Source organism: Bradyrhizobium sp. Pha-3, assembly GCF_042258325.1.
GTDB classification, from domain to species: domain Bacteria; phylum Pseudomonadota; class Alphaproteobacteria; order Rhizobiales; family Xanthobacteraceae; genus Bradyrhizobium; species Bradyrhizobium elkanii.
This window is the reverse complement of record NZ_CP170151.1, coordinates 3,302,130-3,326,987: the sequence shown is the minus strand read 5'-3', so window position 1 is coordinate 3,326,987 and position 24,858 is coordinate 3,302,130. Positions and strand designations below refer to the sequence as shown.

Here is a 24,858-nt window from a genome sequence, read left to right as displayed (position 1 = left end):
GGGGCGGTGCGTGGTTCGACGCGAGAGCCAAGATTCTTCACATTACGGCAATGTCCGCACTGCATGTGTGATCTATGCCACAGTCGGCGATTCAAATGAGGAAAAATCGGCCGAGACTCGATAAACGGTATCATAGTAGTTAGAACTCTCGCGGACAGGCACCATCCGGCGCGACCATACCAAGGCTTTATCGGCAAGCCAGCACCGTCGCGAAGTCCACCACGGCGCAGGTCCCGGCACACCGCTCCCGACCCGCTTGGGCAAACGGATTCCCCTTACGAAACAAGGGCGATGACCGGGTACACCGGGGTAGATTCGGTTCCAAAAGATACCAAACCTAAAGGCTTTCCCACGTAGATTTTCGCCGAATTTCACCAATGGCGGGACCATGGGCAGCGCTGCGTCGTCACTTCCCGGCCCGATCGTGGGCGCATCGGAAAGCGGCCGTCCAAGGCTGACGGCCGAGCGCCTGGCGCGCCGGGCCAGGCAGCGCCGCCAGATCCAGTCGATGATCGCAGCCTGCTTCGTGCTCGATGCCGTCGTGCTGCTGATCTACGCGCATGCCGGCACCACGTCCGTCTGGGTGGCGGCGGGCTACGCGCTGACCGGCCTCTGTTTGGTCGTTGTCTACGTGGTGCTCTCCGAGCGCGGCTTTCACGAACGCTTCCGCGACCATTATCTGGTCGCGCCGCAATCGGCGATCAACATGGTGAACCTGCTGGTGTTCACCTACATCGCGCCGGAAGTCGGCGTGCTGTTCCTCTGCAACCTGTTCGTGGTGTTCGGCTTCGGCGCGCTGCGCACCTCGGCGCGGCAGACCGCGATCGTCTGGACCGTCATGGTGCTGGGCCTCGCCGCGCTGTTCCTCGGCACCGACAAGGCGATCGGGATGCCGACGGCGACCCGGATCGATCGCCTCGCCACCATGCTGGTGTTCGCGCTGACGATCGGGCGCTGCATGTGTCTCGGCATCTTCTCCAGCTCGATGCAGCAATCGCTGTATCAGAGCGGACTGAAGCTGAAGGAAGCCTACCGGCGCATCGAGGAGCTCGCCGAGCTCGATGAGCTGACCGGCGCCTCCAACCGCCGCAGCATCATGCGCACGCTCGAGGAGGAGATCGCCCGCTGCGCCCGCAACGGCAGCTCCTGCGCGGTCGCGCTGATCGACCTCGACCATTTCAAGCGCATCAACGACGTCTACGGCCATCCGATCGGCGACGAGGCGCTGCGCACCTTCGCCATCGGCATGTTCGCCAACCTCCGCAGCGTCGATCGCTTCGGCCGTTACGGCGGCGAGGAATTTTTGCTGGTGCTGCCCGACCTGTCGCAGGATCAGGCGATCCGCGCGCTCGAACGGCTGCGCGCGATCATCGCCGATCTCGACTGGAGCGCTTTCTCGCCCGGCATGCGGGTGACGATCTCCGCAGGCGTCACAACCCTCAAGCCGCGCGAAAACTCCGATACGTTGCTCGCCCGCGCCGATGGCGCGCTTTACGCAGCCAAGGCCAGGGGACGCAACCGCATCGCCAGCGCCTGAGACCCTTCATTCCCTCTTCGGCGCCGGAGAAGCCGTCGCCACTGCTTCAGGACAGAGTCATGAGTTTGAAGCCCGAGACCGCCCCCGAAAGTCTGCTCGACGAGCTTCAGACGACGCTCGCGCACGGCACCGTCGCACGCCGCGTCGAGACGCTGCGCCGCGTGACCGACCTCTTCATCAACGGCTCGGTGAACTATTCCAACGAGCAGATCGTGCTGTTCGACGACGTTTTCCAATGCCTGCTCGAGCACATCGAAAACTCGGCCAAGGCGCTGCTCGCCAACCGCCTCGCCCCGATCGACACCGCGCCGCCGCAGACCATCCGCACCCTTGCCTTCGACGATCTGATCGAGGTCGCGGGCCCCGTGCTGACGCTGTCGCCGCGGCTCGACGACGACACCCTGATCGAAACGGCGCGCAGCAAGAGCCAGGCGCATCTGCTCGCGATCTCGAACCGCAAGACGCTGAGCGGCGCCGTCACCGACGTGCTGGTGCTGCGCGGCAATGACGAGGTGATCCAGAGCGCGGTCAACAATCCCGGCGCGGAGTTCACCGAGCGGGGCTTCACCCGCCTGGTCAGCCGCGCCGAGGGCGACGACAATCTGTCGACCTGCGTCGGCCTGCGCCCGAACATCCCGCGGCATCTCTATCTCAAGCTGGTCGCCAAGGCCTCGGACGCGGTCAGGCAGCGGCTCGAGGCCGCCAATCCGCAGCAGGCCAAGGAGATTCCGATCGCGGTGAAGGAAGCGACGCGACGCGCGCGCTCGGCGCCGGCCGCCGTGACGCCGGACACCACGATCGCGCATGCCCTGGTCAAGTCGCTCTACCAGGACGGCCGGCTCGACGAATTCCAGCTCGCAGCCTTCGCCGAGGCCGGCAAGTTCGACGAGACCAATGCCTCGCTGGCCGCGCTCGCCAACGTCTCGGTCAGCGTCGCCGAGAACATGATGATCGAAACCCGCGCCGAGGGCGTCATGATCCTCGCCAAGGTCTCGGGCCTGTCATGGTCGACGGTGCGGGCGATCATCAACCTGCGCGACGACATCTCGGGCGGCGAGCCGACCGATCTGCAGGCCTGCAAGGACACCTATGAACGGCTGCGGCCGTCGACCGCGCAGCAGGTGCTGCGCTTCCATCGCATGCAGCAGTCCGCGCCCGCGGCCTGAACTCTCAGCCTGATCTCCGTAGCCCGGATGGAGCGGAGCGCAATCCGGGGACCTGTATCCGCGGATGGAGCTGCCCCGGATTTCGCTCCGCTCCATCCGGGCTACGAAGCTCTCTTCCCCTTCCGCCTGAAAGGGGGAAGGTCGGGATGGGGGTCAGCCGCAGGCGACGCTGCCCTTGGAGAGAGCTGATCCCCACCCGCTTTGCTCTGACGAGCAAAGCGACCTCCCCTTTTCAAGGGGAGGTTAGGGCGCAGCCGGATTTCGCGGAGCCTGTCATCGGGCGCGCGTTCGCGCGACCCGTTGGCTCCATCCGGGCTACTCAATATCGTAGCGCCCTCGTTCCCATCAGCGCGCCGACGCTCGCGACAATCGCGGTCGCCAGCGTGTACCAGGTGGCGACGAACAGCGGCGAGTCATCGGTGCAGTGCGACGCATAGACGGTCGCCGCGAGCCCTGCCGAGAGCAGGCCGGCTATCGCGCCGGCGACCGCCGGTCGCGCCGGCGCACCCTGCCGCAGCCCGTACAGCGCGCCGACCAGCAGCGGCAGCGACATCGCGGGGATCGCAGTCATGCAGGCCATCGAATTCTTGCCGATCAGCCGAGTCATCATCGGCGTACGCTGCGGCATCATCATCTCGCCGCTGATGGCGGCGACGAGGATGCCGGCGGGAATCAGCAGCCACCAGCCGAAGCCGCGCAGCGAGGCCTCCGGGCGCGACAGATGCAGGCTGACCGCGATCGCCGAAGCGGCGAGCGCCAGCGTCACCGCGAATTTCAGGTCGAAGAACGGATTGTGCATGGCGGTCATCACGTCGGGCCGCACGCCGAGTTCGGCGAAGAAGATCAGGAGCGAGACCGGCGCCGCCGCCAGCAGCGCCAGCATCAGCGCAAGACCGATCGGACGTGCGCGATAGGCATTGTCGGCGGCCAGGGTTCGAATGAGTTGATCGGTGTCCATGCTCATCGATCCCGCAGTTTCGCAGTGAGGCTCGCAAGCCCGCGATGCAGCGCGACCCGCACCGCGCCCTCGCTCATCGAGAATTTCGCCGCGGTGTCCTTGATCGAGGCGCTGTCGACCGCGATCGATTGCAGCACCTCGCGCTGCCGCGCGGGCAACGCCTGCAGCTGGGCGCTCACCTCGCCCGGCGAGGCCGTCGGCTCCGGTGTTTCCCCAGGCAGGGTCTCGGCGAAATCATCGATGTTGACGAAGATCCGCTTGCCGCGGCGACGCAGCGCGTCGATCAGCTTGTTGCGTGCGATCGCGAACAGCCACGGCGCGAACGCCGCGCTCGTATCCCAGGTCTGTCGCTTCAAATGCACCGCCAACAAGATGTCCTGCACGATGTCCTCGGATTGATCGACCGGCTGTCCCGCGCGCGCCAGGCCGCGGCGCGCAGCGGCACGGAGTACCGGCGTGATGGCCTTGAGCAGGCGATGATACGCCGCGTCATCGCCTGAAATGGCCGACCGCATCAGGTCGGTCCATTCATCCTCACGTTCGCGCACGCAGGCTCCTGAATTGCAATTCGGCCGATCTTTCAGTTCGTTACGCGGCACGCCAGACGATCACGGATTCGTGATCTCCATCCTCCGACCGCGCGCCGAGGATCGGCCTCAAAGAATCGCACCGGCGGGTTTCCAGCCGTCACGGCTCATAACACCGATCGGTCCGACAAGCATCGGTGCTGCTGCTCGCCCGATCGACCACTAGGACGAAATTGCCCAGCTTTTGCCCCCGGATGCCCGAAGATTCCCTTTTTCTGCCCCGGTGTGGACACGCAGCGGGGTCTCTTTTCGCCCTTGGGCGGGCGACATGGGGAGATCATCAAAATGAAGATCAAAGCCGGCGGGCGCTTGGCATTGATGGTTGCGACAGGACTGACAGGGCTTTTCGTGGGTCTCGCCGGTCCGCTGCCGGCACATGCGGCCGGTTCGGACTCATCAGCATCGAAATCCGACAGCGCAACGACCGACAAGTCCGCGCAACAGAGCCCCCGGCATGGCCGGCGCCATGCGCGCCGCCAGTCCTCCAAAACGGCCGATAAATCCGAGAGCAAGAAGGCCACCAGTAGTGACGCCGGCAGCGTCACCTCGGCAGGCATTCCCGCCACGGTCGCCAACGCCAATGCAGAGCTGACCTCCGGCGACGACAATGCGGCGGCGACGCCGGTGAAAGCCAATGCGTTGATTGCCGCGGCCGACAAGCCCGCAGACCAGTCCGACGGGAATGTGGTCGCATCCGACCAGCTCAACGACGTCGACCGCGCCCTGCAGCAGGAGCAGCCGGCGGAACAGCCGCAGCCGGCTCAGCCGCAGACCGTCCAGCAGGAGGCACCGCCCGCGCCACCGCCGACGGTTGCCGTGGCAGCACCCAAGCCGGCCCCGGTTCTGGCGAGCAGCGACAGCGCGAGCTGGGACCAGACCTCGCTGATCGGGAAGATCTTCATCGGCTTCGGCGCCCTGCTCACGGTGGCCTCCGCCGCGCGCATGTTCATGGCCTAGCGGAGGCACCTGCGGTGCGGCGCGGGGGGCGCCGCACCGCAGCCCAAAGCCTCGTTTCAGCCACTTGAAGCGCATCCCGTCAGCGGGCACATTGCCCGGCAAATCAGGCACGGGGTTTGCGTCCATGGCTACGTTCGAATTCATCATTGTCGAAAGCAAGGGACCGGTCGGCGTCATCACGCTGAACCGGCCGAAAATGCTGAATGCGCTCTCGTTCGGCGTGTTCCGCGAGATCGCCGCGGCGGTCGACGATCTCGAGGCCGACGACAAGATCGGCTGCATCCTGATCACCGGCAGCGAGAAGGCCTTCGCGGCCGGCGCCGACATCAAGGAGATGCAGCCGAAGGGCTTCATCGACATGTTCAACAGCGACTTCACCGCCATCGGCGGCGACCGCGTCGCCCGTTGTCGCAAGCCGACCATTGCCGCGGTCGCGGGCTATGCGCTCGGCGGCGGCTGCGAGCTCGCGATGATGTGCGACATCATCATCGCCGCCGACACCGCCAAGTTCGGCCAGCCGGAAATCACCCTCGGCACCATTCCCGGCATCGGCGGCACGCAGCGCCTGACCCGCGCGATCGGCAAGTCGAAGGCGATGGACCTCTGCCTCACCGGGCGGATGATGGATGCGGCGGAAGCCGAGCGCTCGGGCCTCGTGTCGCGGATCGTGCCCGCCGACAAGCTGCTCGAGGAGGCGCTCGCGGCGGCCGAGAAGATCGCCTCGATGTCGCGTCCGGCGGTCGCGATGGCCAAGGAAGCCGTCAACCGCGCGTTCGAGACGCCGCTCGCGGAAGGCATGAATGTCGAGCGCAACCTGTTCCACTCGACCTTCGCACTCGAGGATCGCTCCGAGGGCATGGCGGCGTTCATCGAGAAGCGCAAGCCGGTCAACAAGAACCGCTAAAGCATGATCCGGAAAAGTGCGAAGCGGTTTTCCGGACAAGATCATGCGCAGACAACAGGCTAAAGCGCGATGGTCTCATCGCGCTTTAGCCCTTCGGCTCTGCTGCAAGGCCGCGGTGACGAGCGCGCGATAGGCGCGCTCGGCGAAATGCGTCGGCTTGTCGAGATCGAGCCGCGCCAGGCATTCGCGGTCGGCGGCATCGGGCGGATGCCGCATGCCCTGCCACAGCAGGCCGGCGAGTTGCAGCGGCGTGTGCTGCGCCTGCTGCAAGATCTGCAAGGCCGGAATCAGCCGCTGCTCCACATCGGTGAAGTCGCTGCCGAACGGGAATGACGGCAGCAGCCCGGCGTCGCGCGCGGGCTTCAGCGCAGCACCGATGCGCTCGGGATAATTTTCGCGATACGCCGCGGAAATCTCATAGCTGCGCGGCAGCTTGCCGGCGTCCTTGGCCTGCCGCATCAATTCGCCCTGGAAGCGGGAGTCCGAGACCCGCAGCATCGCGGCGATCACGTCGGCATCGGATTTCCCCCTGACGTCGGCGACGCCATATTCCGTGACAAAGACGTCGCGCAGATGCCGAGGGATGGTCTCATGTCCATAGGACCAGCGGATGTTCGACTGCGCCTGCCTGCCGGACTGACGGGTCGCCTCCAGCGCCAGCACCGAACGTGCGCCCTCGAGCGCGAATGCCTGCGCCACAAAATTATACTGGCCGCCGACCCCGCTCACGACCTGGCCGTTCTCGAGACCGTCCGAGATCGCAGCGCCGAGCAGCGTCGCCATCATCGCGTTGTTGACGAAGCGCGCATCGACCCGGGCGCGGCGCTTGCCCTCCTCGTCGCCGAAGATCTCGTTGGTGAAGGAAACCGGCATCATCTGAATTCGCGCCAGCTGCTCCGGTGCCATCTCGCGCAGCGCCCGGTAGAATGATGGCGGGCCCAGGAAGAATGCGCCGTGCAGGATCACGCCGCCAACGTCGCGCTTGAGGATGCCGGCGTCGATCAGCCCTAAAAACGCCTCGAACAGCATCTCGCTGACGCCGTAGAGACCCTTTTCGAACGACCCGGTCTCGGCCGCGGCGAGTTGCCCGGTACCGGGCGCAAGGCGCTGCATGATGCCGCGGAATTGGGCGTTGTCGCGATGGCGGACCACGAGCCCCTGCGCCAGCGCGTCGCCGACCTGCCCGATGCCGATCTGCAGCGTGCCGCCGTCGCGCACCAGACCAGCGGCGTGCAAGCCGATCGCATATTTGGTGTCGCTGATCGGCTCGGACGGCGGCGCGAACAGCGGGAAATCGGTCTCGGGACTGTCGAGCACCGCGGCGAATTCATCCGCCGGCAGGTCGCCGGCGCCGGGCATGAACGGCAGCTCGGAATTGACCTGGCCGATCAGCTTGAACGACGCCCGCCCCTGGGCACGGGCGCGCAGCACGTCGAGCGTGGTGTCGGTGTTGCAGCTCAGGCTGTAGCGCGGCGCGCCGTCGACCATGCGCTTGGCAATAAGCTGAGGCACGACATTCAGTCCGCGCGACAACAGGTATGACGCCGCATGGGTGTAGTTGGCGGAAATGTAGTGCTGTTGCGCGAATGGCTGGTGCAGCCACTGCCCCGCGAGGAAGAAGAACTCGATTACCTTGATGTTGGGCGGAAGCGCGCCGTGATGCAGCGCATCCGCGTAGGCGAGATCCGGATAGCCGCCGAACAGGCGGTCGATCACCGGACCGATGAAGCGACGTTCGAGCAGGCTCTTCGGCTTCGGCTTTTCCAGCGTCAGTGCGGAGAACAGCGTCAGATTGACGGAGCGGTCGGCCAGTGCCCGCGCATACAGCGCGTTGACGATGTGGTTGGCCTTGCCGAGGCCGAGCGGCAGCCCGACCACCAGTTCGGTTCCGACGTCACCAATGATGTGCTCCGCGATCGCCTCGGGGTCGGAGAAGAATATGGGCATCAGCAATGGACCCGGAGGAGACAGTGGATAACCGGCGTCGTTGAATCGACGGCCGGCGGTTCAAACTTATACTTCATATGACCGATACGTTCGCCTGTGACGAACCGGCAACAGACAAGAACTGAAATGATGTGCAGATGTCGCGCGGCGGTTTGTCTGTGGCGGCACCGCCCCGTAAACAGGTAGATGTGTCGGCGGCGTCGGCGGGGGCGCACTGCCGGAGTTTTGGTTTGCGGGATCACATGGTTGAGCGTGCCGCCAGGGTTGGCGACGTAGCGAGGCGCGTGCTTTTGTCGGGCATCGGCCTTGGCGTGCTGACATGCGCGCTGCTGACGGAGACTGCGGCCCGCGCCGAGAGCCTGCCGGAAGCCCTGGTCAAGGCGTATCAGACCAATCCGCAACTCAATGCCGAGCGGGCGCGCCAGCGTGCGACCGACGAGAACGTGCCGCAGGCGCTGGCCGGCTACCGTCCCCAGATCATCGCCGGCCTGTCGGTCGGCCTGCAGGCGGTGCGCGACCAGCTGCCCGGCAATGTGATCCAGACCGCAACGCTGAAGCCGTGGCAGATCGGCGTCACGGTGACGCAGACCCTGTTCAACGGCTTCAAGACCGCCAACAGCGTTCGCGTCGCCGAGTTGCAGGTGCAGTCCGGCCGCGAGGCGCTGCGCAATGTCGGCCAGGGCGTGCTGCTCGACGCCGTCACCGTCTACACCAATGTGCTGGCCAACCAGACCCTGGTCGAGGCGCAGCGCGCCAACGTCGCCTTCCTGAAGGAGACCCGGGCAATCACCGAACGACGCCTCAATGCCGGCGACGTGACGCCGACCGATACCGCCCAGGCCGAGGCACGGCTCAACCGCGGCCTCGCCGACCTCAACGCCGCCGAGGTCAATTTCGCGGTCAGCCAGGCCACCTATGCGCAGGTGGTCGGCAATGCACCATCCCAGTTGCGTCCGGCCGAGACCATCGACCGGCTGTTGCCGCGCAGCCGCGAGGATGCGATCGCGCTCTCGCTCCGCGAGCATCCCGCCGTCACCGCGGCAGGCTTCGACGTCGACGTCGCCTCGACCTCGATCCGCGTCGCCGAGAGCAGCCTGATGCCGAATGTCTCGGTGCAGGGCAGCGTCAGCCGCAGCCGCGACACCGACACCACGCTCGGCAGCTTCGGCACCGATCAAGCCTCGGTGATCGGTCAGGTCACGCAGCCGATCTATGACGGCGGCACCGCCGCATCGCAGACCCGGCAGGCCAAGGAAGTCGCGGCGCAGAGCCGACTGGTGCTGGATCAAGTCCGCAATCAAGCCAAGACCGCCGTGGTCAGCGCGTGGGTCGCCAATGAGGGCGCCAAGATCGCGGTGTCGGCCTCAGAGTCCGAGATGAAGGCCGCGGAAGTTGCGCTCGCCGGCGTGCAGAAGGAAGCCGCGGGCGGCCAGCGCACCACGGTCGACGTGCTCAACGCGCAGCAGGATTTGATCACGGCGCGGGCACGGCTGATCGGTGCGCAGCGCGACCGCGTGATTGCCTCCTACACGCTGCTCAGCGCGACCGGGCGGCTCGACGTCAAGACGCTGAACCTGAAGACGCCGGACTATCTGCCCGAGGTGCATTACCATCAGGTGCGCGACGCCTGGCACGGCCTGCGCACGCCGTCGGGACAATAGGCGTTGTGGAACCGTTCGCTCCGCGAACTGGCCCTTCCCGCCCGCTCTCTCCACCGATAACCTCCGCCCCGCCGGCAACCCATAATGCCGGCGCGCGTATGACGCGCATAACAGCCGAGCACGCAGGGAGACGTCCAATGCTGACGCGACGCGATATGATGCTGGCTTCCATCGCAGCCGGAGTGACCATGACCAGCAGCAACGCATTTTCCAAGGCAGCGCAACCATCGACCGCGGTGAACTTCGACGTGCCTGCCGGGGCGTGCGACTGCCACACCCACATCCATGGCGACCCCGAGAAATTCCCGTTCTTCGCCGGCCGCGTCTACACGCCGGAACCGGCCTCGCCGGAGGAGATGAGCGCGCTGCACAAGGCGCTCCATGTCGAGCGCGTGGTGATCGTGACGCCGAGCGTCTACGGCCCCGACAATTCGTCGACCCTGTTCGGCATCACGGCCCGCGGACCGACCGCGCGCGGCGTCGCGGTGATCGACGACAAGACCAGCGAGAGCGATCTCGATGCCCTGAACAAGGCCGGCTTCCGCGGCATTCGCCTCAACCTCGCGACCGGCGGCGTCAACGATCCCAATGTCGGCCGGCAGCGCTTCTCGGCCGCGATCGAGCGGATGAAGGCGCGCGGCTGGCATGTGCAGCTGTTCACCAGCCTCGCCATGATCTCCGCGATCAAGGACCTCGTCGCCACAGCGCCGGTGCCGATCGTGTTCGACCATTTCGGCGGCGCCGAAGCCGCGCTCGGCACAGGCCAGCCGGGATTTGCCGACCTGCTCGCACTGGTCAAGTCCGGCAAGGCCTATGTCAAGATTTCCGGCGCCTACCGCGCCTCCAAGCTCGCGCCCGATTATGCCGACGCCACGCCGCTGGCGCAGGCGCTGATCGCGGCCAATGCCGAGCGCATCATCTGGGGCACCGACTGGCCGCACCCGGATTCGGTGACGCCGCAAGGCAGGAAGGTCACCGACGTGACGCCGCTGTTTCAGATCGACGACGGCCGCCTCCTCAACCAGCTTCCGGTCTGGGCGCCGGACGCAGCGATCCGCAAGGCGATCCTGGTCGACAACCCTGCACGGCTCTACGGCTTCACCTGATTCCTTCTGAGCTAGCGCTCGCGCGGCCGGCGCGAGAAATAGAAGATCAACACCGGCAGCGTGATCAGGATCACCAGCGGCGCCAGCATCATGCCGGTGACGACGACGATGGCGAGCGGCTTCTGCACCTGCGAGCCGATGCCTTCCGAAATCGCCGCCGGCAACAGGCCGACGCCTGCCACCACGCAGGTCATCAGCACCGGACGCAACTGCAGCTCGCCGGTGCGGATCACCGCGCGCATCCGGTCATAGCCTTCGTCGATCAGCTGGTTGAACTGCGACAGGATGATGATGCCGTCCATCACGGCGATGCCGAACAGCGCGATGAAGCCGATCGCCGCCGAGACGCTGAACGGAATCCCCGAGATCAGAAGCCCGAGCACGCCGCCGAAGATCGCCATCGGGATCACGCTCATCGCGAGCATGGTGTCGACCATCGAGCCGAAATTGAAGAACAGCAGCACCGCGATCAGCGCGAGGCTAATCGGCACCACGATCGACAGCCGCCTGATCGCATCCTGCAGATTGCCGAATTCGCCGACCCACTCGACACGCGATCCCGGCGGCAGCTGCACCTGCTCGTCGATCTTCTGCTGCGCCTCCCGGATCGCGCTGCCGAGGTCGCGCTCGCGCACCGAGAACTTGATCGGCAGGTAACGTTCCTGCTGTTCGCGGTAGATATAGGCCGCGCCGGAGATCAGGTTGATCGAGGCTACTTCAGAGAGCGGGATCTGCGTGATGCCGCCATTGGCGTTGGCCACCCCGATCCGCAAGTTCTGGATCGCCTCCGCGCTCTTGCGGTATTCCGGCGCAAGGCGGACGATGATCGGGAAGTGCCGGTCGCTGCCGGGTTCATAGAGGTCGCCGGCGCTATCGCCGCCGACCGCAACCCGGATCGTGGCGTTGATGTCGCCCGGCGACAGGCCATAGCGCGCGGCACGGGCGCGATCGACGTCGATCTGGATGGTCGGCTGGCCGAGCGAGGTGAACACCGCAAGGTCGGTGACGCCCTGCACGGTCGACAACACCGACTTGATCTTGTTGGCGGTGTCGGTCAGCGCCTGCAGATCATTGCCGTAGAGCTTGATCGAGTTCTCGCCCTTCACGCCGGACACCGCTTCCGACACGTTGTCCTGCAGATATTGCGAGAAATTGAATTCGACGCCCGGGAATCTCTCCTGCAACTGCGCCAGCAATTGCGCGGTCAGCACTTCCTTGTCGTGGGTGGTGGGCCATTCGCTGGCCGGCTTCAGCGGCGCGAAGAACTCGGCGTTGAACAGGCCGGCCGCGTCGGTGCCGTCGTCGGGACGGCCATGCTGCGACACCACCGACAGCACCTCGGGACGGCTGCGGATCAGCTTGCGCATCTCGTTGACATAGGCATTGCCTTCCTGCAGCGAGATCGTCGGCGGCAGCGTGGCGCGGATCCACAGATTGCCCTCCTCGAGCTTGGGCAGGAATTCGAGGCCGAGGAAGCGCGCGAAGATGATGGTCATGACCACGAGGCCGGCCGCACCGGTCATCACCATCTTGCGGTTGGCAATCGCCCAGTTCAGCACCGGCACGTAGATCCCGTCGAGCTTCTTGACGATCCAGGTCTCGGTCTCGTGGATGTGTGCCGGCAGGATGATCGCGCTCAGCGCCGGCGTCACCGTGAAGGTCGCAAGCAGGCCGCCGGCCAGCGCATAGGCATAGGTGCGCGCCATCGGGCCGAAGATGTTGCCCTCGACACCGGATAGCGTGAACAGCGGCAGGAACGCCGCGATGATGATCGCCGCGGCAAAGAAGATCGAACGCGACACATCGGCCCCCGCCGACAGGATCGCGTGGCTCTTCATCCCCATCACCGTGTCCTCGGAGATGTGGCTTCGCTCGTCTTCCGACAGCGCGGTGGTCTGCGACAGCCGGCGGAAGATCGCCTCCACCATGATCACGGTGGCATCGACGATCAGGCCGAAATCGATCGCGCCGACCGACAGCAGATTGGCGGATTCGCCGCGCAACACCAGGATGATCACGGCGAAGAACAGCGCGAATGGGATCGTCGCGCCGACGATCAGCGCGCTGCGGAGGTCGCCGAGGAAGATCCACTGCAACAGCACGATCAGGAGGATGCCGACCACCATGTTGTGCAGCACGGTGTGGGTGGTGAGCTCGATCAGGTCCTTGCGGTCGTAGATCCGCTCGATCTTCACGCCGGGCGGCAGGATCGAGGAATGGTTGATGTCGTGGACCAGCTGCTCGACGCGGGAGATCGTCGGCGAGCTCTGCTCGCCGCGGCGCATCAGCACGATGCCCTGCACGATGTCGTCGTCATTGTCGAGGCCGGCGATGCCGAGCCGCGGCTTCTCGCCGATCGTGACATGGGCGATGTCGCGCACCAGCACCGGATTGCCGCCGGACTGCGAGACCATGGTGTTGGCGAGGTCGTCGATCGAGCGGATCAGGCCGACGCCGCGCACCACGGCCGATTGCGAGCCGATGTTCACGGTGTTGCCGCCGACATTGATGTTGGCGTTGGAAACCGCCTGCAGCACCTGCGGCAGCGTCAGGCCGTTGGCGACCAGCTTGTTGAAGTCGACCTGGATCTCATAGGTCTTGGTCTTGCCGCCCCAGCCGGTGACGTCGATCACGCCGGGGACCGCACGGAAGCGGCGCTGCAGCACCCAGTCCTGCAGCGTCTTGAGGTCGAGCACGCTGTAGTTCGGCGGTCCCTTCAGGCGGTAGCGGAAGATTTCGCCGATCGGGCTCAGCGGCGAGATGCCGGGCAGCACGTTGCCCGGCAGCGGCGCGAGCTGCGACAGGCGGTTGAGCACCTGTTGCAGCGCCTCGTCATAGGTGTAGTCGAAGGAGAACTGCAGCTTGACGTCGGAAAGGCCGTACAGCGAGATGGTACGGATGGTCTTGAGGTTCTTGATGCCGGCGACCTGGGTCTCGATCGGGATCGTGATGTAGCGCTCGATCTCCTCGGCCGAGAGGCCAGGGCTCTGCGTCACGATGTCGACCATCGGCGGGGTCGGATCGGGATAGGCCTCGATGTTGAGCTGCTTGAACGCGATCAGGCCGCCGATGAAGACGGCCACGAACATGGCCACCATCAAGTAGCGGCGATTGACGGCAAGGGCGACGAGGCGATCCATTCAGATCGACGCTTTCAACTGGAAGGGACTTTTCTTATTGAGCGTGATCTCCGCGCAAACGCGTTGCGCGTTTGTCGCGAGGGAAAACCGGTTCCCGCGTTTCCGGATCATGCGCTTAGGTGCCTGATGCGGCGCGGTCGATGAAGAGGCTTCCCTTCGTCACGATCTGCTCGCCCGGCTTGAGGTTGCCGGCGACCTCGACGAGATCGCCATTGATGAGGCCGGGCTTGATCTGGCGCAGTTCGATGGTCTTGTCGTCGGGCCTCGCGACCCAGACCCGAACCTGGTCGCCCTCGTAGATCAGCGCCTGCTTCGGCACGCCGACCGCCGGATGATCGCCCTTCGAATACAGCGTCACATTGGCGAACATCTCGGGCTTCAGCCGCTTGTCGGCGTTGTCGATGGTGGCGCGGACCAGGAGCCGGCGCGAGGTCGCATCGATCGCCGCGGCGACATAGTTGACCCGGGCGTTCAGCACCTTGCCCGGCAGCGCCATCACGCTGAAGGTGAGGTCCTGCCCGACCGCGACGCTGTCGGCGTCGGATTCGCGGACGAAGGCGATCAGCCAGACCGTCGACAGATCGCCGATCACGTAGACCGGGTCGCTGGCGCCGGTCGAGACATATTGGCCCGGACCGGCCTTGCGCTGAACCACGGTGCCGCCGATCGGCGCGAACACCGTCGTCTCCGGATTGAGGCGGCCCTTCTGTCGCAGCGTCGTGATGTCGTCGTCGCTGAAGCCGAGGATGCGCAGCTTGTTCTGCGCCGCTTCCAAAAGCGTCTGCGCCGAGCGCGCATCGTTCTGCGCCTGCACCAGCGCCGCCTGCGCCTGCTGATAATCCTTCAGCGGGATCGCCTTGCCCTCGGACAGATCCTTGGCGCGCTTCTCCTGGATCTGCGCCAGGTCGAGCGCCGACTGCGCCTTGTTGAGGCCGGTCATCGCCGCGACGTAATCGTTCTGCGCCTGCACGGTGTCGGCCGCCTCGATCACGAACAGCGGCTGGCCCTTCACCACGGCGTCGCCGGGCCGCACCATGAGGCGGGTGACGCGCCCGGTATAGGGCGAGTAGACCGGGGTGGAGCGGTCCTCATCGATGCCGATCTTGCCCTCGGTCACCAGCTCGGAGCGGAAGGTGCGCTCGCTCACGGTCTGGAAGGTCAGGCTGGCCCACTCGGCCGCCGACGGGGCATAGCGCGCGCCGCCCTTGCGGGACTGGCTGGAGACTTCCGAAGATGTCTGCTTTTCCGTGCCGAAACGCGTGTAGCCATAGGCACCCGCGCAGGCAACCGCCAGCAGCGCTGCGGCCACGACCAGGCGCGGGCGGCTAAAGCTCTGCATTCTCTTGGTAAACTCTTTCACCATGCGGTCCGCGGGGTCGATCGTTGCAGCGTCCGGCGGGACAGCCCCAGCGGTGCGCTAATAGTGCTGAATTGGCGTTTCAAACAACCTAAAAATCGCCCTTCGGCGATGCCAGTCGTTAAAGTTTGGATAGCCTGAACGGCAGCTGAATGTCTCATCCGGGAAACTCCGGGGGAGGAAACTCCGGAGGATGGCTGCCGAGCGGCATGGCCGGACGGGACCAATGCGCCGGGGTCCGCGACAGCACGGCCGCATGGCGGACCGAGCTCAGCGTGCCGAAACCGGACGGCAGCCGTTCGATGAAGGGCTGCACCGCATCCGCCTTCAGGTCCTCGGTCGCAAGGCCTCCCTCGAGGCGGCCGAGATTCCACAGCCAGCGCCCGGTCTGCGCCAGCGATACCCGGACGTGCCAGCTGCCGCACTCGCGGGCCTGGCGGGCCTTCGCCATCATGGCGCCGAACGCCATGAAATATCCGGTCGCGTGGTCGAGCATCTGGGCCGGCAATTCCTTCGGCCCATCCGTGCCGGCCGCCTGTCCTTCGGCGTGATTGAAGCCGGTCGTGGTCTGCACCAGCGAGTCGAAGCCGCGGCGCCCGGCCCATGGTCCGGCATGGCCGTAGGCCGACAGCGTCACATAGACGATCCCGGGATTGATCCGCGCCGCGTCCTCCGGCGAGAAGCCAAGCCGTGCAATCGCCTGCGGACGATAGCCCTGCGAGAGAATATCGGCCTGCGCCACCAGACCCTGCATCACGCCCCGCCCCTCCTCGCTCCGCAGCTCGAGGAAGCTCGTGAGCTTGCCGCGGCCGGTGTCGATGGTGAGCCAGGGGATCGCCGGCAGATCGGGACCGGAGATCAGCAGCACGTCGGCACCATGCGCCGCGAGCGTGCGGCCGGCGACGGGACCGGCGATCACGCGCGACAGATCGAGCACACGGATGCCGGCCAGCGGGCGGTTGCCGGCGGGCCACGGCTTCGGCGCGGCCTCGCCGATCTTCTCGATCGAGATCAGCGGCAGCTTTGCCAGTTCTTTGGCATGCGGCGTCGCCGACCACTCGTCGTGCGAGCGCATCAAGGCGACGACGCCGCCGGCGGCGTAGGCCGCGGTCTCGAACGCCTCGCCGTCCCATTGCAGCAGTGCGGCCTGGACCTCGTCACGCTCGGCGTTGCAGCCCAGCACCTTGCAGAGGGCATCGCGATGATGCGGGAAATTGGTGTGCAGGCGGACGAAGCGGTTGTCCTTGACACGATAGACGCCGGCGATCTTGTCCCAGGCCGGAGGTGGCGGCTTGTCGTCGACGCGCAAATAGCGCTCGCTGCGGCACCCGACGACGGCATGGCGGATGTCGACCGCGACCTCTTGCTGCTCGCCGCTGCGGGCCTTCCAGATCTCGGCCGCCGCGAGGCCGGCTGCTGCGATCGGCACCTGCGCTGCGGCTGCGACCCGAAACGACGACGGCAGCTGCGGCTCGCTGCCGGTCAACGCGACCGCATCGAGCGCGGCCGGCGCGCCGCCGGCGCCGGTCCAGACATCGGAAAGGATTTCACGAATGTCCTGCATGCGCATACCCGTTTGCGATTATTCTATGCCCGAGCATGATGACAAAAAGGCGGTGCCCAATCCCAACCGTCATTTCCGGCCCTGCTTATATCCAGCTCTGCCTGACCCACACAGGAGTTGCAATGGCTGCCATCGATCCCCTCACCGCCGGCGGTGTCTTCCTCGCGACCGCAGCGACCGACGCGGTCTATGTCATGTTCACCTCGGCGGTCGTGGCACGCAAGCGCGTGCCGGCGGCGACCTGGAGCAGCGTCTGGTATGTGCTCTCCTCCTATGCGGTGATCAGCTACACCGAAAACTGGCTCTACGTCGCCTTCGCCGCCCTCGGCTCGTGGGTCGGCGCCTATGCATCGATCACCTTCCTGCACCGCCCGCCGGGTGGACCGCCGGTCGGCGCCGCGGTGGAGTAGCATGCAGCGGCTGAGGAAGTCATCCGTCATCGATGCGACGTGGGGCCCGTCCGACAGGGACGGGTTGTAAGCTACGTGTCAGCATTGGCGTGTAGGCTACACGTTCGCATTCGCGCGACATCAGTCGATGAACTGGTTGGATGGACAATGGCGCGTTCGCGCCGCATCCACCATCCCGCTTGCTGCTTCGAGACGGCCGCTGCGCGGCCTCATCTGCATGACGGTGACGGACACGGGCTGACGATCTCCTCAATCGTCGTCCTGGCCTAGCGCGCAATTGCGCACGGGGGGCCAGGACGACGGCGGTGGATGGTCCTCGATTCATGATGACAAACACGCGGGTGTCATCACATGCGAATGCGAAAGCGGGCGATCCAGTATTCCAGAGACGGTCGTGCTTGAGCCGAGAGGGCGCGTCCTCCGCTGTCGTCCCTGCGAAAGCAGGGACCCATACTTCGCGGCGGCTGTTGTGGAGGGGACTCGTCGTTGCAGCGCTGCTCAACAATGACCATCGGTGGTTATGGGTCCCTGCTTTCGCAGGGACGACACTGAATGTGTGGCGTCGTCTGTGACACACTTCCGCATTCTCGCGACATGATTTGTCCGAGCTTTGCTCTTCGTTCCGCCCTGTCTTGAACAGAGGGCGCAGGGAAAGCCGGGTGCCGATCGCACCCATGGGCCCCGAGCAATGGGTAGAAAGCTCGGGGGTAGGACCACAGGTGTAACCGGAGCAATCCGGCTTTCCCTGCGCGATGGGTTACGGCTTATACGTGCTCTCCCCGGCGAGACTGGGCTTTTTTGTCACCGCCTTCGCAACACGCTTCGCGTCTTACGAGAGGACACCTGCCGCTAGGGCGTCAGGACCACACGACTTCGTCGTCCGCGTCACGCGCACTCGTCAGTTGCGCAATCGGCGTCCACCGCATCTCGACCCACGTTCGTGACGACCGCGAAGCGCCCCTCGTGTCGGGTGAGACGGCATATTGAACATCTGAGTTGGGTCTGCCGTCAAGTGAAATTCCGAAAAGCCGAAGAAGATATTCGAGGATTGACGGCATAGGATGGGATTGTTTCGTTTCGATCGCGATAACGTGGATAGAGGATACCGTCATCCTGAGGTGCGAGCTCTTGCGAGCCTCGAAGGATGCACGGCCACATTCGGGCCGTCGACCCTTCGAGACGGCCGCTCCGCGGCCTCCTCAGGGTGACGGTGAGAGAGCCGTCGCACGCGGTTCAATGGAAATCGCGGGACGGCGGCAGGATGCGGACGTTGCGCGGGTGGCGGATCTTTTGCGGCGAGTTGTCGCCGTGATCGCGGCGGTCGTCGTTGAGCGGCTCGATCAGCGCGGGGCCCGCGGGCACGGGATGCTTGCGGCTCAAGGATTCATTGGCGAGGCCGATCAGATCGTGGGAGCGATCGGTCATGCGCTGCGCCACCAGATGCGTCACGCCCTCCGGGCTGCTCTGGATATAGCCCTCGACCAGGATCAGGCGCGCGCCCATCACCTCCTTGCGGTACTGCTCCATCACCTTCGGCCACACCACGATGTTGGCGATGCCGGTCTCGTCTTCCAGCGTCATGAACACGACGCCCTTGGCGCTGCCTGGCCGCTGCCGCACCACCACGACGCCGGCACAGCGGACGCGGCGGCGGTCGTTGCTCTGGTTGATGGTGTGACAGGCGACGACGCGCTCCTTCGTGAAGGTGCCGCGCAAAAACTCCATCGGATGGCCCTTCAGCGACAGGCGGATGGTCTGATAGTCGGCGACCACCTGCTCCGGACGCGGCATCTCCGGCAGCGGCTTGGCGCCCTCATCCGGCTGCTCGCGCGCGGTGGCGGCCTCGAACAACGGCAGCGGCACGTCGTCGGGCAGCCGGCGCACCGCCCACAGCGCCTCGCGGCGGTCGAGCCCGAGCGAGCGGAACGCATCGGCGTCGGCGAGCAGGATCAGCGCGCGCTTGGGCAAGCCGGTGTCGCGCGCGAAATCTTCCAGCGAGGTGAACGGCCGGCGGTTGCGCGCCGCGACGATGCGGTCGGCCCAATCGAGTTCTCCGTCCAAGGCCGCTCGGGAGGTGGGAGGGTTCCCTCCCCCCTTGCGGGGGAGGGTTAGGGAGAGGGGTAAGCCGCACGGGCGGTGGTCGTGGCTTACCCCTCTCTCCAACTCTCCCCCGCAAGGGGGGAGAGAGCCCATCCGTTCGTGCCTCCCTGACTCATGTACATCTGCGCTTCGCGCATCCCCGAATGACAACTGTAACTGCTTCAACCGCTCCTCGTCCTCATCCAGCCAGTGAAATCCGTCGATCTGGCGGAAGCCGAGCCGCACCGCGCAATGATCGCCGACCTTCTCCTCCAGCGTGTTCTGCGCAAAGCTATGGGAGACATCGACCTCGCGCACCGTGACGCCGTTCTTGCGGGCGTCGCCGACGATCTGGGCCGGGGCATAGAAGCCCATCGGCTGCGAGTTGAGCAGCCCGCAGCAGAACGCATCGGGATGATGGTGCTTCAGCCATGAGGAGATGTAGACGAGCTGGGCGAAACTCGCGGCGTGGCTTTCCGGGAAGCCGTAACTGCCAAAGCCCTTGATCTGGTCGAAGCAGCTGCGGGCGAAGTCCGGATCGTAGCCGCGCGCGACCATGTTGCCGACCAACTTCTCCTCGTAACTGCCGATGGTGCCGAGGTTGCGGAAGGTCGCCATCGAGCGGCGCAAGCCGTTGGCTTCCTCGGAGGTGAACTTTGCCGCCTCGATCGCGATCCGCATCGCCTGCTCCTGGAACAGCGGCACGCCGAGCGTCTTGTGCAGGACCTTGTAGAGTTCGTCCGGTGGGCCGTGCTCGGGCGACGGCGCAGGATAGCTTTCTTTCTCCTGCTTGTTCCGCCGCCTCAAATAAGGATGCACCATGTCGCCCTGGATCGGACCGGGACGCACGATCGCTACCTCGATGACGAGATCGTAGAAGGTGCGCGGCTTCAGCCGCGGCAGCATGTTCATCTGGGCGCGGCTCTCGACCTGGAACACGCCGAGCGACTCGCCGCGGCACAGCATGTCGTAGACTTCTTTTTCGTCCTGCGGGACGGTGGCGAGCTCCCGGCGCTCGCCCTTGTGGTCGGCGATCAGGTCGAAGCATTTGCGGATGCAGGTCAGCATGCCCAGCGCCAGCACGTCGACCTTCATCATGCTAAGGGCGTCGACGTCGTCCTTGTCCCATTCGATGAAGGTGCGGTCGTCCATCGCGGCGTTGCCGATCGGCACATAGGTGTCGAGCCGGTCCTGGGTCAGCACGTAGCCGCCGACATGCTGCGAGAGATGGCGCGGAAACTCGATCAGCTCGGTGGCGAGCTCGACCGCGAGGTTGATCATCGCATTTTTGGGGTCCAGCCCGGCCTGGCGCACCTGCATATCGTTGAGGCCTTTGCCCCAGCTGCCCCACACGGTGTCGGCAAGCGCCGCGGTGACATCCTCGGTCAGTCCGAGCGCCTTGCCGACGTCACGGATCGCGCTGCGCGGGCGATAATGGATCACGGTGGCGATGATCGCGGCACGATGGCGGCCGTAGCGGCGATAGACATATTGCATCACCTCCTCGCGCCGCGAATGCTCGAAATCGACGTCGATGTCGGGCGGCTCCAGCCGCTCCTTGGAGATGAAGCGCTCGAACAAGAGATCGACCTTGGTCGGATCGACCGAGGTGACGCCGAGCACGAAGCAGACCGCGGAATTCGCCGCCGAGCCGCGCCCCTGGCACAGGATGTTCTGGCTGCGCGCATAGTGCACGATGTCGTGCACGGTGAGGAAGTAATGCGCGTATTTCAGCTCGGCGATCAGCGCGAGCTCCTTGTTCAGGGTGGTGCGAAGCTTTTCGTCGATCTCGCCGCCGAAATATTTGTCGACACCGGCCCAGGTCAGATCTTCCAGATGCTGCTGCGCGGTCTTGCCCGGCGGCACCGGCTCGTCGGGATACTGATATTTGAGCTGGTCGAGCGAGAAAGAGATGCGCGCGGCAAAGCGCATGGTTTCCGCGATCGCGTCCGGCAGATCGCGAAACAACCTGATCATTTCATGCGCCGGCTTGAGATGCCGCTCGGCATTGGCCTCGAGCCTGCGGCCGACCGCCTCGATCGTGGTCTTTTCACGGATGCAGGTCAGCACGTCCTGCAGCGGGCGGCGCGCCGGATGGTGATAGAGCACCTCGTTGGTGGCGAGCAGCGGCACATCGGCATCAGTGGCGAGGCCATGCAGCCGCGCGAGCCGGCGCTTGTCGTCGCCGCGATAGAGCAGGCTTGCGGTGAGCCAGACGCCGTCGGCGGCGCTTGCCTTCAGTTGCGCAAGGATATCGAGCGCAACAGGTGCCTCGAAGCGATGCGGCAGCGCCAGCACCAGAAGCTGGCCTTCGGCGAAGTCGATGAGATCGGACAGGGTAAGCCGGCAGTCGCCCTTCTCGATGCGCTCGATGCCACCGCCGCGCTTGCCGCGGGTCAAGAGCTGGCACAGCCGTCCATAGGCGGCGCGATCGCGCGGATAGACCAGTATGTCGGGCGTAGAGTCGATGAAGACGATGCGGGCACCGATCAAAAGCTTTGGCGGATGGGCGACCTTCTCGCTGTCGAGCTCCTTCCAGGCGCGCACCACGCCGGCGAGCGTGTTGTGATCGGCGAGCCCGATCACGGGAATCCCGAGTTCGCTCGCCTGATGCACATAGGCGCGCGGATCGGAGCCGCCGCGCAGGAAGGAGAAATTGCTGGTGATGCCGATCTCGGCATAGTCGGGTGGAGGACTCTTGTTTTGACGCGTTTTCTTCACGCGAACCGGCTCCCACTTCGCTCGAAAACGCTATGCATATTCATGCGAACAGCCCGTGCACATACCAGCTGGCCGGGACGGGCTTACCCTCCTCGTCGCGCAGCTCGCTCTCGTAGAGGCCGTCGCGAAAGATCCAGAAGCGCTGGCCCTCGGCATCCTCGACGCGGAAGTAATCGCGCGTCAGCGACGCGCCGTCCTGCTTCCACCATTCCATCGCGATGCGCTCGGGGCCCTCGACCCGCACCACGTCATGCTGCGCGCGCCGCCAGGTGAATTGATGCGGCGGACCGTCGGGCACGGTCGCGAACGGCACCTTGATCGGTTCGGGCCGCTCGAACAGCCTGAGTGGACGCAGCGGCGGTTCGCCGGCAACGCGCTCCGGCCAGGCGGCGGCGCCCGCCGCGGCCAGATGATGCTGCGCCGGCAGCGTCAGCGCCGATCGTTCGGGGATGTGGCTCTCCAGCGGCAGATGCACGACGACGCGTTTTCCGCCGATGCGGGCGGCGATGCGGTCGATCAGCGCCGAGAGCTCGTCATTGTCGTGCACTGACGCGTCGAGATCGCGCTGCTGCTGCACCACGATCTCGGTACGCCCTGCGGCGAGGCGAATGAGATCGAAGCCGAAGCCGGGATCGAGCTGATCGTTCAGCGCATCGAGCCGCTCGCGGAACAGGCGGTCGATCATCTCGGGCCGCGTCACCGGACGCCCGGTCTCGACCATGACCGCGGGCACCGCGCCGTCGGTGCGGAAGAAGCTCGCTTCCAGCTGCCGGGCGCCCTTGCCCTGCTTGTCCATCGCCGCAACCAGCATCTTGGCGAGGCTCGAGAGCGTCAGCGCGATCACGGTGTCGGTCGCGACCGGCTCGGGGAAACGCTTCTCGACGATGTAGTCGGGCAGCGGCTTGCGCGGGCTGATCGGGGCATCGCCCTGCCCGAGCGCGTGGCTGAGCAAGGTGGTGAAGGCCGCACCGAACCGCGCCGAGATTTCATGCGGCGCGCGCGAGGCGACATCGCCGATGGTCTTCAAGCCGGCGCGGCGCAGGCCGGTGGTGACAGCGGCATCGGCACCGAGCGCCGACACCGGCAGCGGGCCGACCGCCGCCGCCTCCTCGCCATTGGCGACAACCTTGCCCGAGGCGATGCGCGTCAGCGTACGCGCCGCGATCGAGGTGCCGGCAATCGCCGCGCTGACCGCAAAGCCGCGCCGGCTCAGCGCCCCCGTCACGATCTGCAGCAGCGCGCGCTCGCCGCCGAACAGATGTGCGCAGCCGGTGATGTCGAGAAACAGACCGTAAGGCAGATCGAGCGCGACCAGCGGCGTAAAGCGGTCGCACCAGTCGGCGATGTCGTTCAGCGTCTTCAGATCGGCGGCGGGATCGGCATCATAGACCGTGAGCTCCGGACAGATCGCCCGCGCATTGGCGAGCGGCAGCCCGATCGACAGCCCGGCGCGCACCGCGGCCTCGTCGATCGCGTGCAGCAGGATGGCGTTGTGGTCTTTTGCGACGACAACGCTGGGGAGTTCTTGCACTGCCACCGCTTGCGGCGGCAAGCGAGGTTCTTTCTTCGCCTCTCCCGCTTGCGGGGGAGGCCGGATCGCATCGCCAGATGAGATCCGGGTGGGGGCTCTCTCCTCAGCGGGACTCGTGGCGAGACCCCCACCCCAGCCCTCCCCCGCAAGCGGGAGAGGGAGCCCTACCACCGCCCGTGTGTCGGTTGGCACAACGCCATGCGCATCAGCTTGCGAGGCGATGTCCTGCGCGAGCTTGCGCTTGATGCGGTCGATGGGCAGGCGTGGCAGCCACAGGCTGAGGATACGCCGACGGTTCACTGAATTGGCACTCATCACATTTCCATTCCATGATCCATCGCCCGACCGGGCCATGACGATTGCGCACGAGTTCGGCCTCGAAGCGCGGCGTGCCCCAGGCGCTCGCGGCATTGCCCGGCGGCGAATGCGCCGCGCGCACGATCCAGCGCGTCTCCGCGGTCGAGGGGATCGGAGTTGCTGCGATCCGCAGCACCAGCGCGGTGACGCCGGAGGCTTGCGCGGCCAGGGTCAGTTTGCGGCTGGCGACGAGATCGAACTGGCGCGCCTGGCCCCAGACCTCGAGCACGACCGCGCCGAGCGCATCGCAGGCGAGCGCGTCGGCCGCGGTGCGCAAACCGCTGTCGACATCGGCGGCGCGCACCGTGACCAAGAGGCGCGGATCGAGGCCGAGCTCGGCAAGCCCGCGCATCGACAGCGCGCCGTTTTCGCGATCGGAAAAATCCTGCCGCACCCAGACCAGCGGCTTGCGTGCCGACAGCCGTCCGGCGAGCCCGGCGATGAATCCGGTCGCCGCGCCGCCTTGATGGCCGGCCGCGAACACCTCGTGCAATGCTGCCGGCGCAAGCCCGCCGCGCAGCATCGCATCCGCACCGGCGTGTCCAAGCGCGACGCGGTTCGGCATCGCCGCATCCGATGGCGCCTCGATGCGCGCGATGCTGCCGCGCAGAGACGCAAGCGTACCCGTGCGTGCGCCATTCATTGCGCCGCTCCTTCCCAACCAAAATTTGAGGCCGTCACTGACCAGAATAGAGAACCAGGGACTGGCTCATTTGTTCATGATATGTTCTAATATAAAGCTAACGGAGCCCGCGGAGTCAATCGGATTGGTGAGCTCATCGATTCATGAGTGGAATCAATAGGATTCAGCAGCCGCCAAAGCAGACGGGCCCCGCTCTTCCGCAAGCCAGGCGCGGAAGGCCCCGGAAATGGCAG

16 protein-coding genes are annotated in these 24,858 nt (G+C 65.7%); 7 read left to right on the top strand and 9 right to left on the bottom strand.

Going from position 1 to position 24,858, the window contains the following annotated elements:
* Window positions 1-388: 388 nt before the first annotated feature.
* Both ACE10X_RS15425 and ACE10X_RS15420 read left to right on the top strand, forming a co-directional pair.
* Window positions 389-1,537, top strand: coding sequence for a GGDEF domain-containing protein (locus ACE10X_RS15425; protein ID WP_038387166.1), 1,149 nt, complete (start codon window positions 389-391; stop codon window positions 1,535-1,537).
* 59 nt (window positions 1,538-1,596) lie between these two features.
* Window positions 1,597-2,703 (top strand): DUF2336 domain-containing protein, encoded by a 1,107-nt coding sequence (locus tag ACE10X_RS15420; RefSeq protein WP_038387165.1) that lies wholly within the window; start codon window positions 1,597-1,599, stop codon window positions 2,701-2,703.
* 319 nt (window positions 2,704-3,022) lie between these two features.
* On the opposite strand, the gene ACE10X_RS15415 is transcribed toward ACE10X_RS15420, so the two are convergent.
* Both ACE10X_RS15415 and ACE10X_RS15410 read right to left on the bottom strand, forming a co-directional pair.
* Window positions 3,023-3,661, bottom strand: coding sequence for an NrsF family protein (locus ACE10X_RS15415; RefSeq protein ID WP_038387164.1), 639 nt, complete (start codon window positions 3,659-3,661; stop codon window positions 3,023-3,025).
* 2 nt (window positions 3,662-3,663) lie between these two features.
* Entirely contained in the window at window positions 3,664-4,209 is a 546-nt protein-coding gene (locus tag ACE10X_RS15410; RefSeq protein ID WP_038387163.1) for a sigma-70 family RNA polymerase sigma factor, read from the bottom strand.
* A 324-nt stretch (window positions 4,210-4,533) separates the two neighbouring features.
* Here ACE10X_RS15410 and ACE10X_RS15405 point away from each other — a divergent pair, with 324 nt between their 5' ends.
* Together ACE10X_RS15405 and ACE10X_RS15400 are read left to right on the top strand one after the other, a co-directional pair.
* A complete protein-coding gene (locus tag ACE10X_RS15405; protein WP_038387162.1) occupies window positions 4,534-5,205 on the top strand; it encodes a hypothetical protein in 672 nt (223 codons plus the stop codon).
* A 124-nt stretch (window positions 5,206-5,329) separates the two neighbouring features.
* Window positions 5,330-6,109, top strand: a complete 780-nt coding sequence (locus ACE10X_RS15400; RefSeq protein WP_016843234.1) for an enoyl-CoA hydratase — start codon at window positions 5,330-5,332, stop codon at window positions 6,107-6,109.
* Window positions 6,110-6,184: 75 nt separating this feature from the next.
* On the opposite strand, the gene ACE10X_RS15395 is transcribed toward ACE10X_RS15400, so the two are convergent.
* The gene (locus tag ACE10X_RS15395; protein WP_038387161.1) at window positions 6,185-8,056 is read right to left on the bottom strand and encodes an acetyl-CoA hydrolase/transferase C-terminal domain-containing protein; all 1,872 of its coding nucleotides are present in this window, start codon (window positions 8,054-8,056) and stop codon (window positions 6,185-6,187) included.
* Between the two features lie 242 nt (window positions 8,057-8,298).
* Between ACE10X_RS15395 and ACE10X_RS15390 the strand changes: the two genes are divergently transcribed.
* Window positions 8,299-9,717 carry a TolC family outer membrane protein gene (locus ACE10X_RS15390; RefSeq protein ID WP_080583501.1) on the top strand — a complete coding sequence of 473 codons (1,419 nt, stop codon included), beginning with the start codon at window positions 8,299-8,301 and terminating at the stop codon, window positions 9,715-9,717.
* A 137-nt stretch (window positions 9,718-9,854) separates the two neighbouring features.
* The gene (locus ACE10X_RS15385; protein WP_038387160.1) at window positions 9,855-10,823 is read left to right on the top strand and encodes an amidohydrolase family protein; all 969 of its coding nucleotides are present in this window, start codon (window positions 9,855-9,857) and stop codon (window positions 10,821-10,823) included.
* Window positions 10,824-10,834: 11 nt separating this feature from the next.
* Here the strand turns inward: ACE10X_RS15385 and ACE10X_RS15380 are convergent, their stop codons facing one another.
* The 3 genes from ACE10X_RS15380 to ACE10X_RS15370 form a co-directional block, all read right to left on the bottom strand.
* On the bottom strand, window positions 10,835-13,963 hold the full coding sequence (locus ACE10X_RS15380) for an efflux RND transporter permease subunit (RefSeq protein ID WP_038387159.1): 3,129 nt from the start codon (window positions 13,961-13,963) through the stop codon (window positions 10,835-10,837).
* Window positions 13,964-14,078: 115 nt separating this feature from the next.
* Window positions 14,079-15,326: an efflux RND transporter periplasmic adaptor subunit gene (locus ACE10X_RS15375; protein ID WP_018270630.1), complete on the bottom strand. Its 1,248-nt coding sequence runs from the start codon at window positions 15,324-15,326 to the stop codon at window positions 14,079-14,081.
* A 151-nt stretch (window positions 15,327-15,477) separates the two neighbouring features.
* Entirely contained in the window at window positions 15,478-16,884 is a 1,407-nt protein-coding gene (locus tag ACE10X_RS15370) for a CoA transferase (protein ID WP_375764290.1), read from the bottom strand.
* A 122-nt stretch (window positions 16,885-17,006) separates the two neighbouring features.
* Between ACE10X_RS15370 and ACE10X_RS15365 the strand changes: the two genes are divergently transcribed.
* On the top strand, window positions 17,007-17,294 hold the full coding sequence (locus tag ACE10X_RS15365) for a hypothetical protein (protein WP_028345379.1): 288 nt from the start codon (window positions 17,007-17,009) through the stop codon (window positions 17,292-17,294).
* A gap of 1,233 nt (window positions 17,295-18,527) precedes the next feature.
* Here ACE10X_RS15365 and ACE10X_RS15360 read toward each other — a convergent pair.
* The 3 genes from ACE10X_RS15360 to ACE10X_RS15350 all read right to left on the bottom strand — a co-directional run bounded on the left by ACE10X_RS15360 (window position 18,528) and on the right by ACE10X_RS15350 (window position 24,625).
* A complete protein-coding gene (locus ACE10X_RS15360) occupies window positions 18,528-22,094 on the bottom strand; it encodes an error-prone DNA polymerase (RefSeq protein ID WP_051003119.1) in 3,567 nt (1,188 codons plus the stop codon).
* A 40-nt stretch (window positions 22,095-22,134) separates the two neighbouring features.
* The gene (locus ACE10X_RS15355; RefSeq protein WP_375764289.1) at window positions 22,135-23,646 is read right to left on the bottom strand and encodes a DNA polymerase Y family protein; all 1,512 of its coding nucleotides are present in this window, start codon (window positions 23,644-23,646) and stop codon (window positions 22,135-22,137) included.
* A 184-nt stretch (window positions 23,647-23,830) separates the two neighbouring features.
* Complete coding sequence (locus ACE10X_RS15350) at window positions 23,831-24,625, bottom strand: ImuA family protein (protein WP_038386462.1); 795 nt, start codon at window positions 24,623-24,625, stop codon at window positions 23,831-23,833.
* Window positions 24,626-24,858: the final 233 nt, after the last annotated feature.

Coding starts and splice junctions, on each gene's coding strand:
- ACE10X_RS15425 (WP_038387166.1), top strand. CDS start 389: ATGGGCAGCGCTGCGTCGTCACTTCCCGGCCCGATCGTGGGCGCATCG.
- ACE10X_RS15420 (WP_038387165.1), top strand. CDS start 1,597: ATGAGTTTGAAGCCCGAGACCGCCCCCGAAAGTCTGCTCGACGAGCTT.
- ACE10X_RS15415 (WP_038387164.1), bottom strand. CDS start 3,661: ATGGACACCGATCAACTCATTCGAACCCTGGCCGCCGACAATGCCTAT.
- ACE10X_RS15405 (WP_038387162.1), top strand. CDS start 4,534: ATGAAGATCAAAGCCGGCGGGCGCTTGGCATTGATGGTTGCGACAGGA.
- ACE10X_RS15400 (WP_016843234.1), top strand. CDS start 5,330: ATGGCTACGTTCGAATTCATCATTGTCGAAAGCAAGGGACCGGTCGGC.
- ACE10X_RS15395 (WP_038387161.1), bottom strand. CDS start 8,056: ATGCCCATATTCTTCTCCGACCCCGAGGCGATCGCGGAGCACATCATT.
- ACE10X_RS15390 (WP_080583501.1), top strand. CDS start 8,299: ATGGTTGAGCGTGCCGCCAGGGTTGGCGACGTAGCGAGGCGCGTGCTT.
- ACE10X_RS15385 (WP_038387160.1), top strand. CDS start 9,855: ATGCTGACGCGACGCGATATGATGCTGGCTTCCATCGCAGCCGGAGTG.
- ACE10X_RS15380 (WP_038387159.1), bottom strand. CDS start 13,963: ATGGATCGCCTCGTCGCCCTTGCCGTCAATCGCCGCTACTTGATGGTG.
- ACE10X_RS15375 (WP_018270630.1), bottom strand. CDS start 15,326: ATGGTGAAAGAGTTTACCAAGAGAATGCAGAGCTTTAGCCGCCCGCGC.
- ACE10X_RS15370 (WP_375764290.1), bottom strand. CDS start 16,884: ATGCAGGACATTCGTGAAATCCTTTCCGATGTCTGGACCGGCGCCGGC.
- ACE10X_RS15365 (WP_028345379.1), top strand. CDS start 17,007: ATGGCTGCCATCGATCCCCTCACCGCCGGCGGTGTCTTCCTCGCGACC.
- ACE10X_RS15350 (WP_038386462.1), bottom strand. CDS start 24,625: ATGAATGGCGCACGCACGGGTACGCTTGCGTCTCTGCGCGGCAGCATC.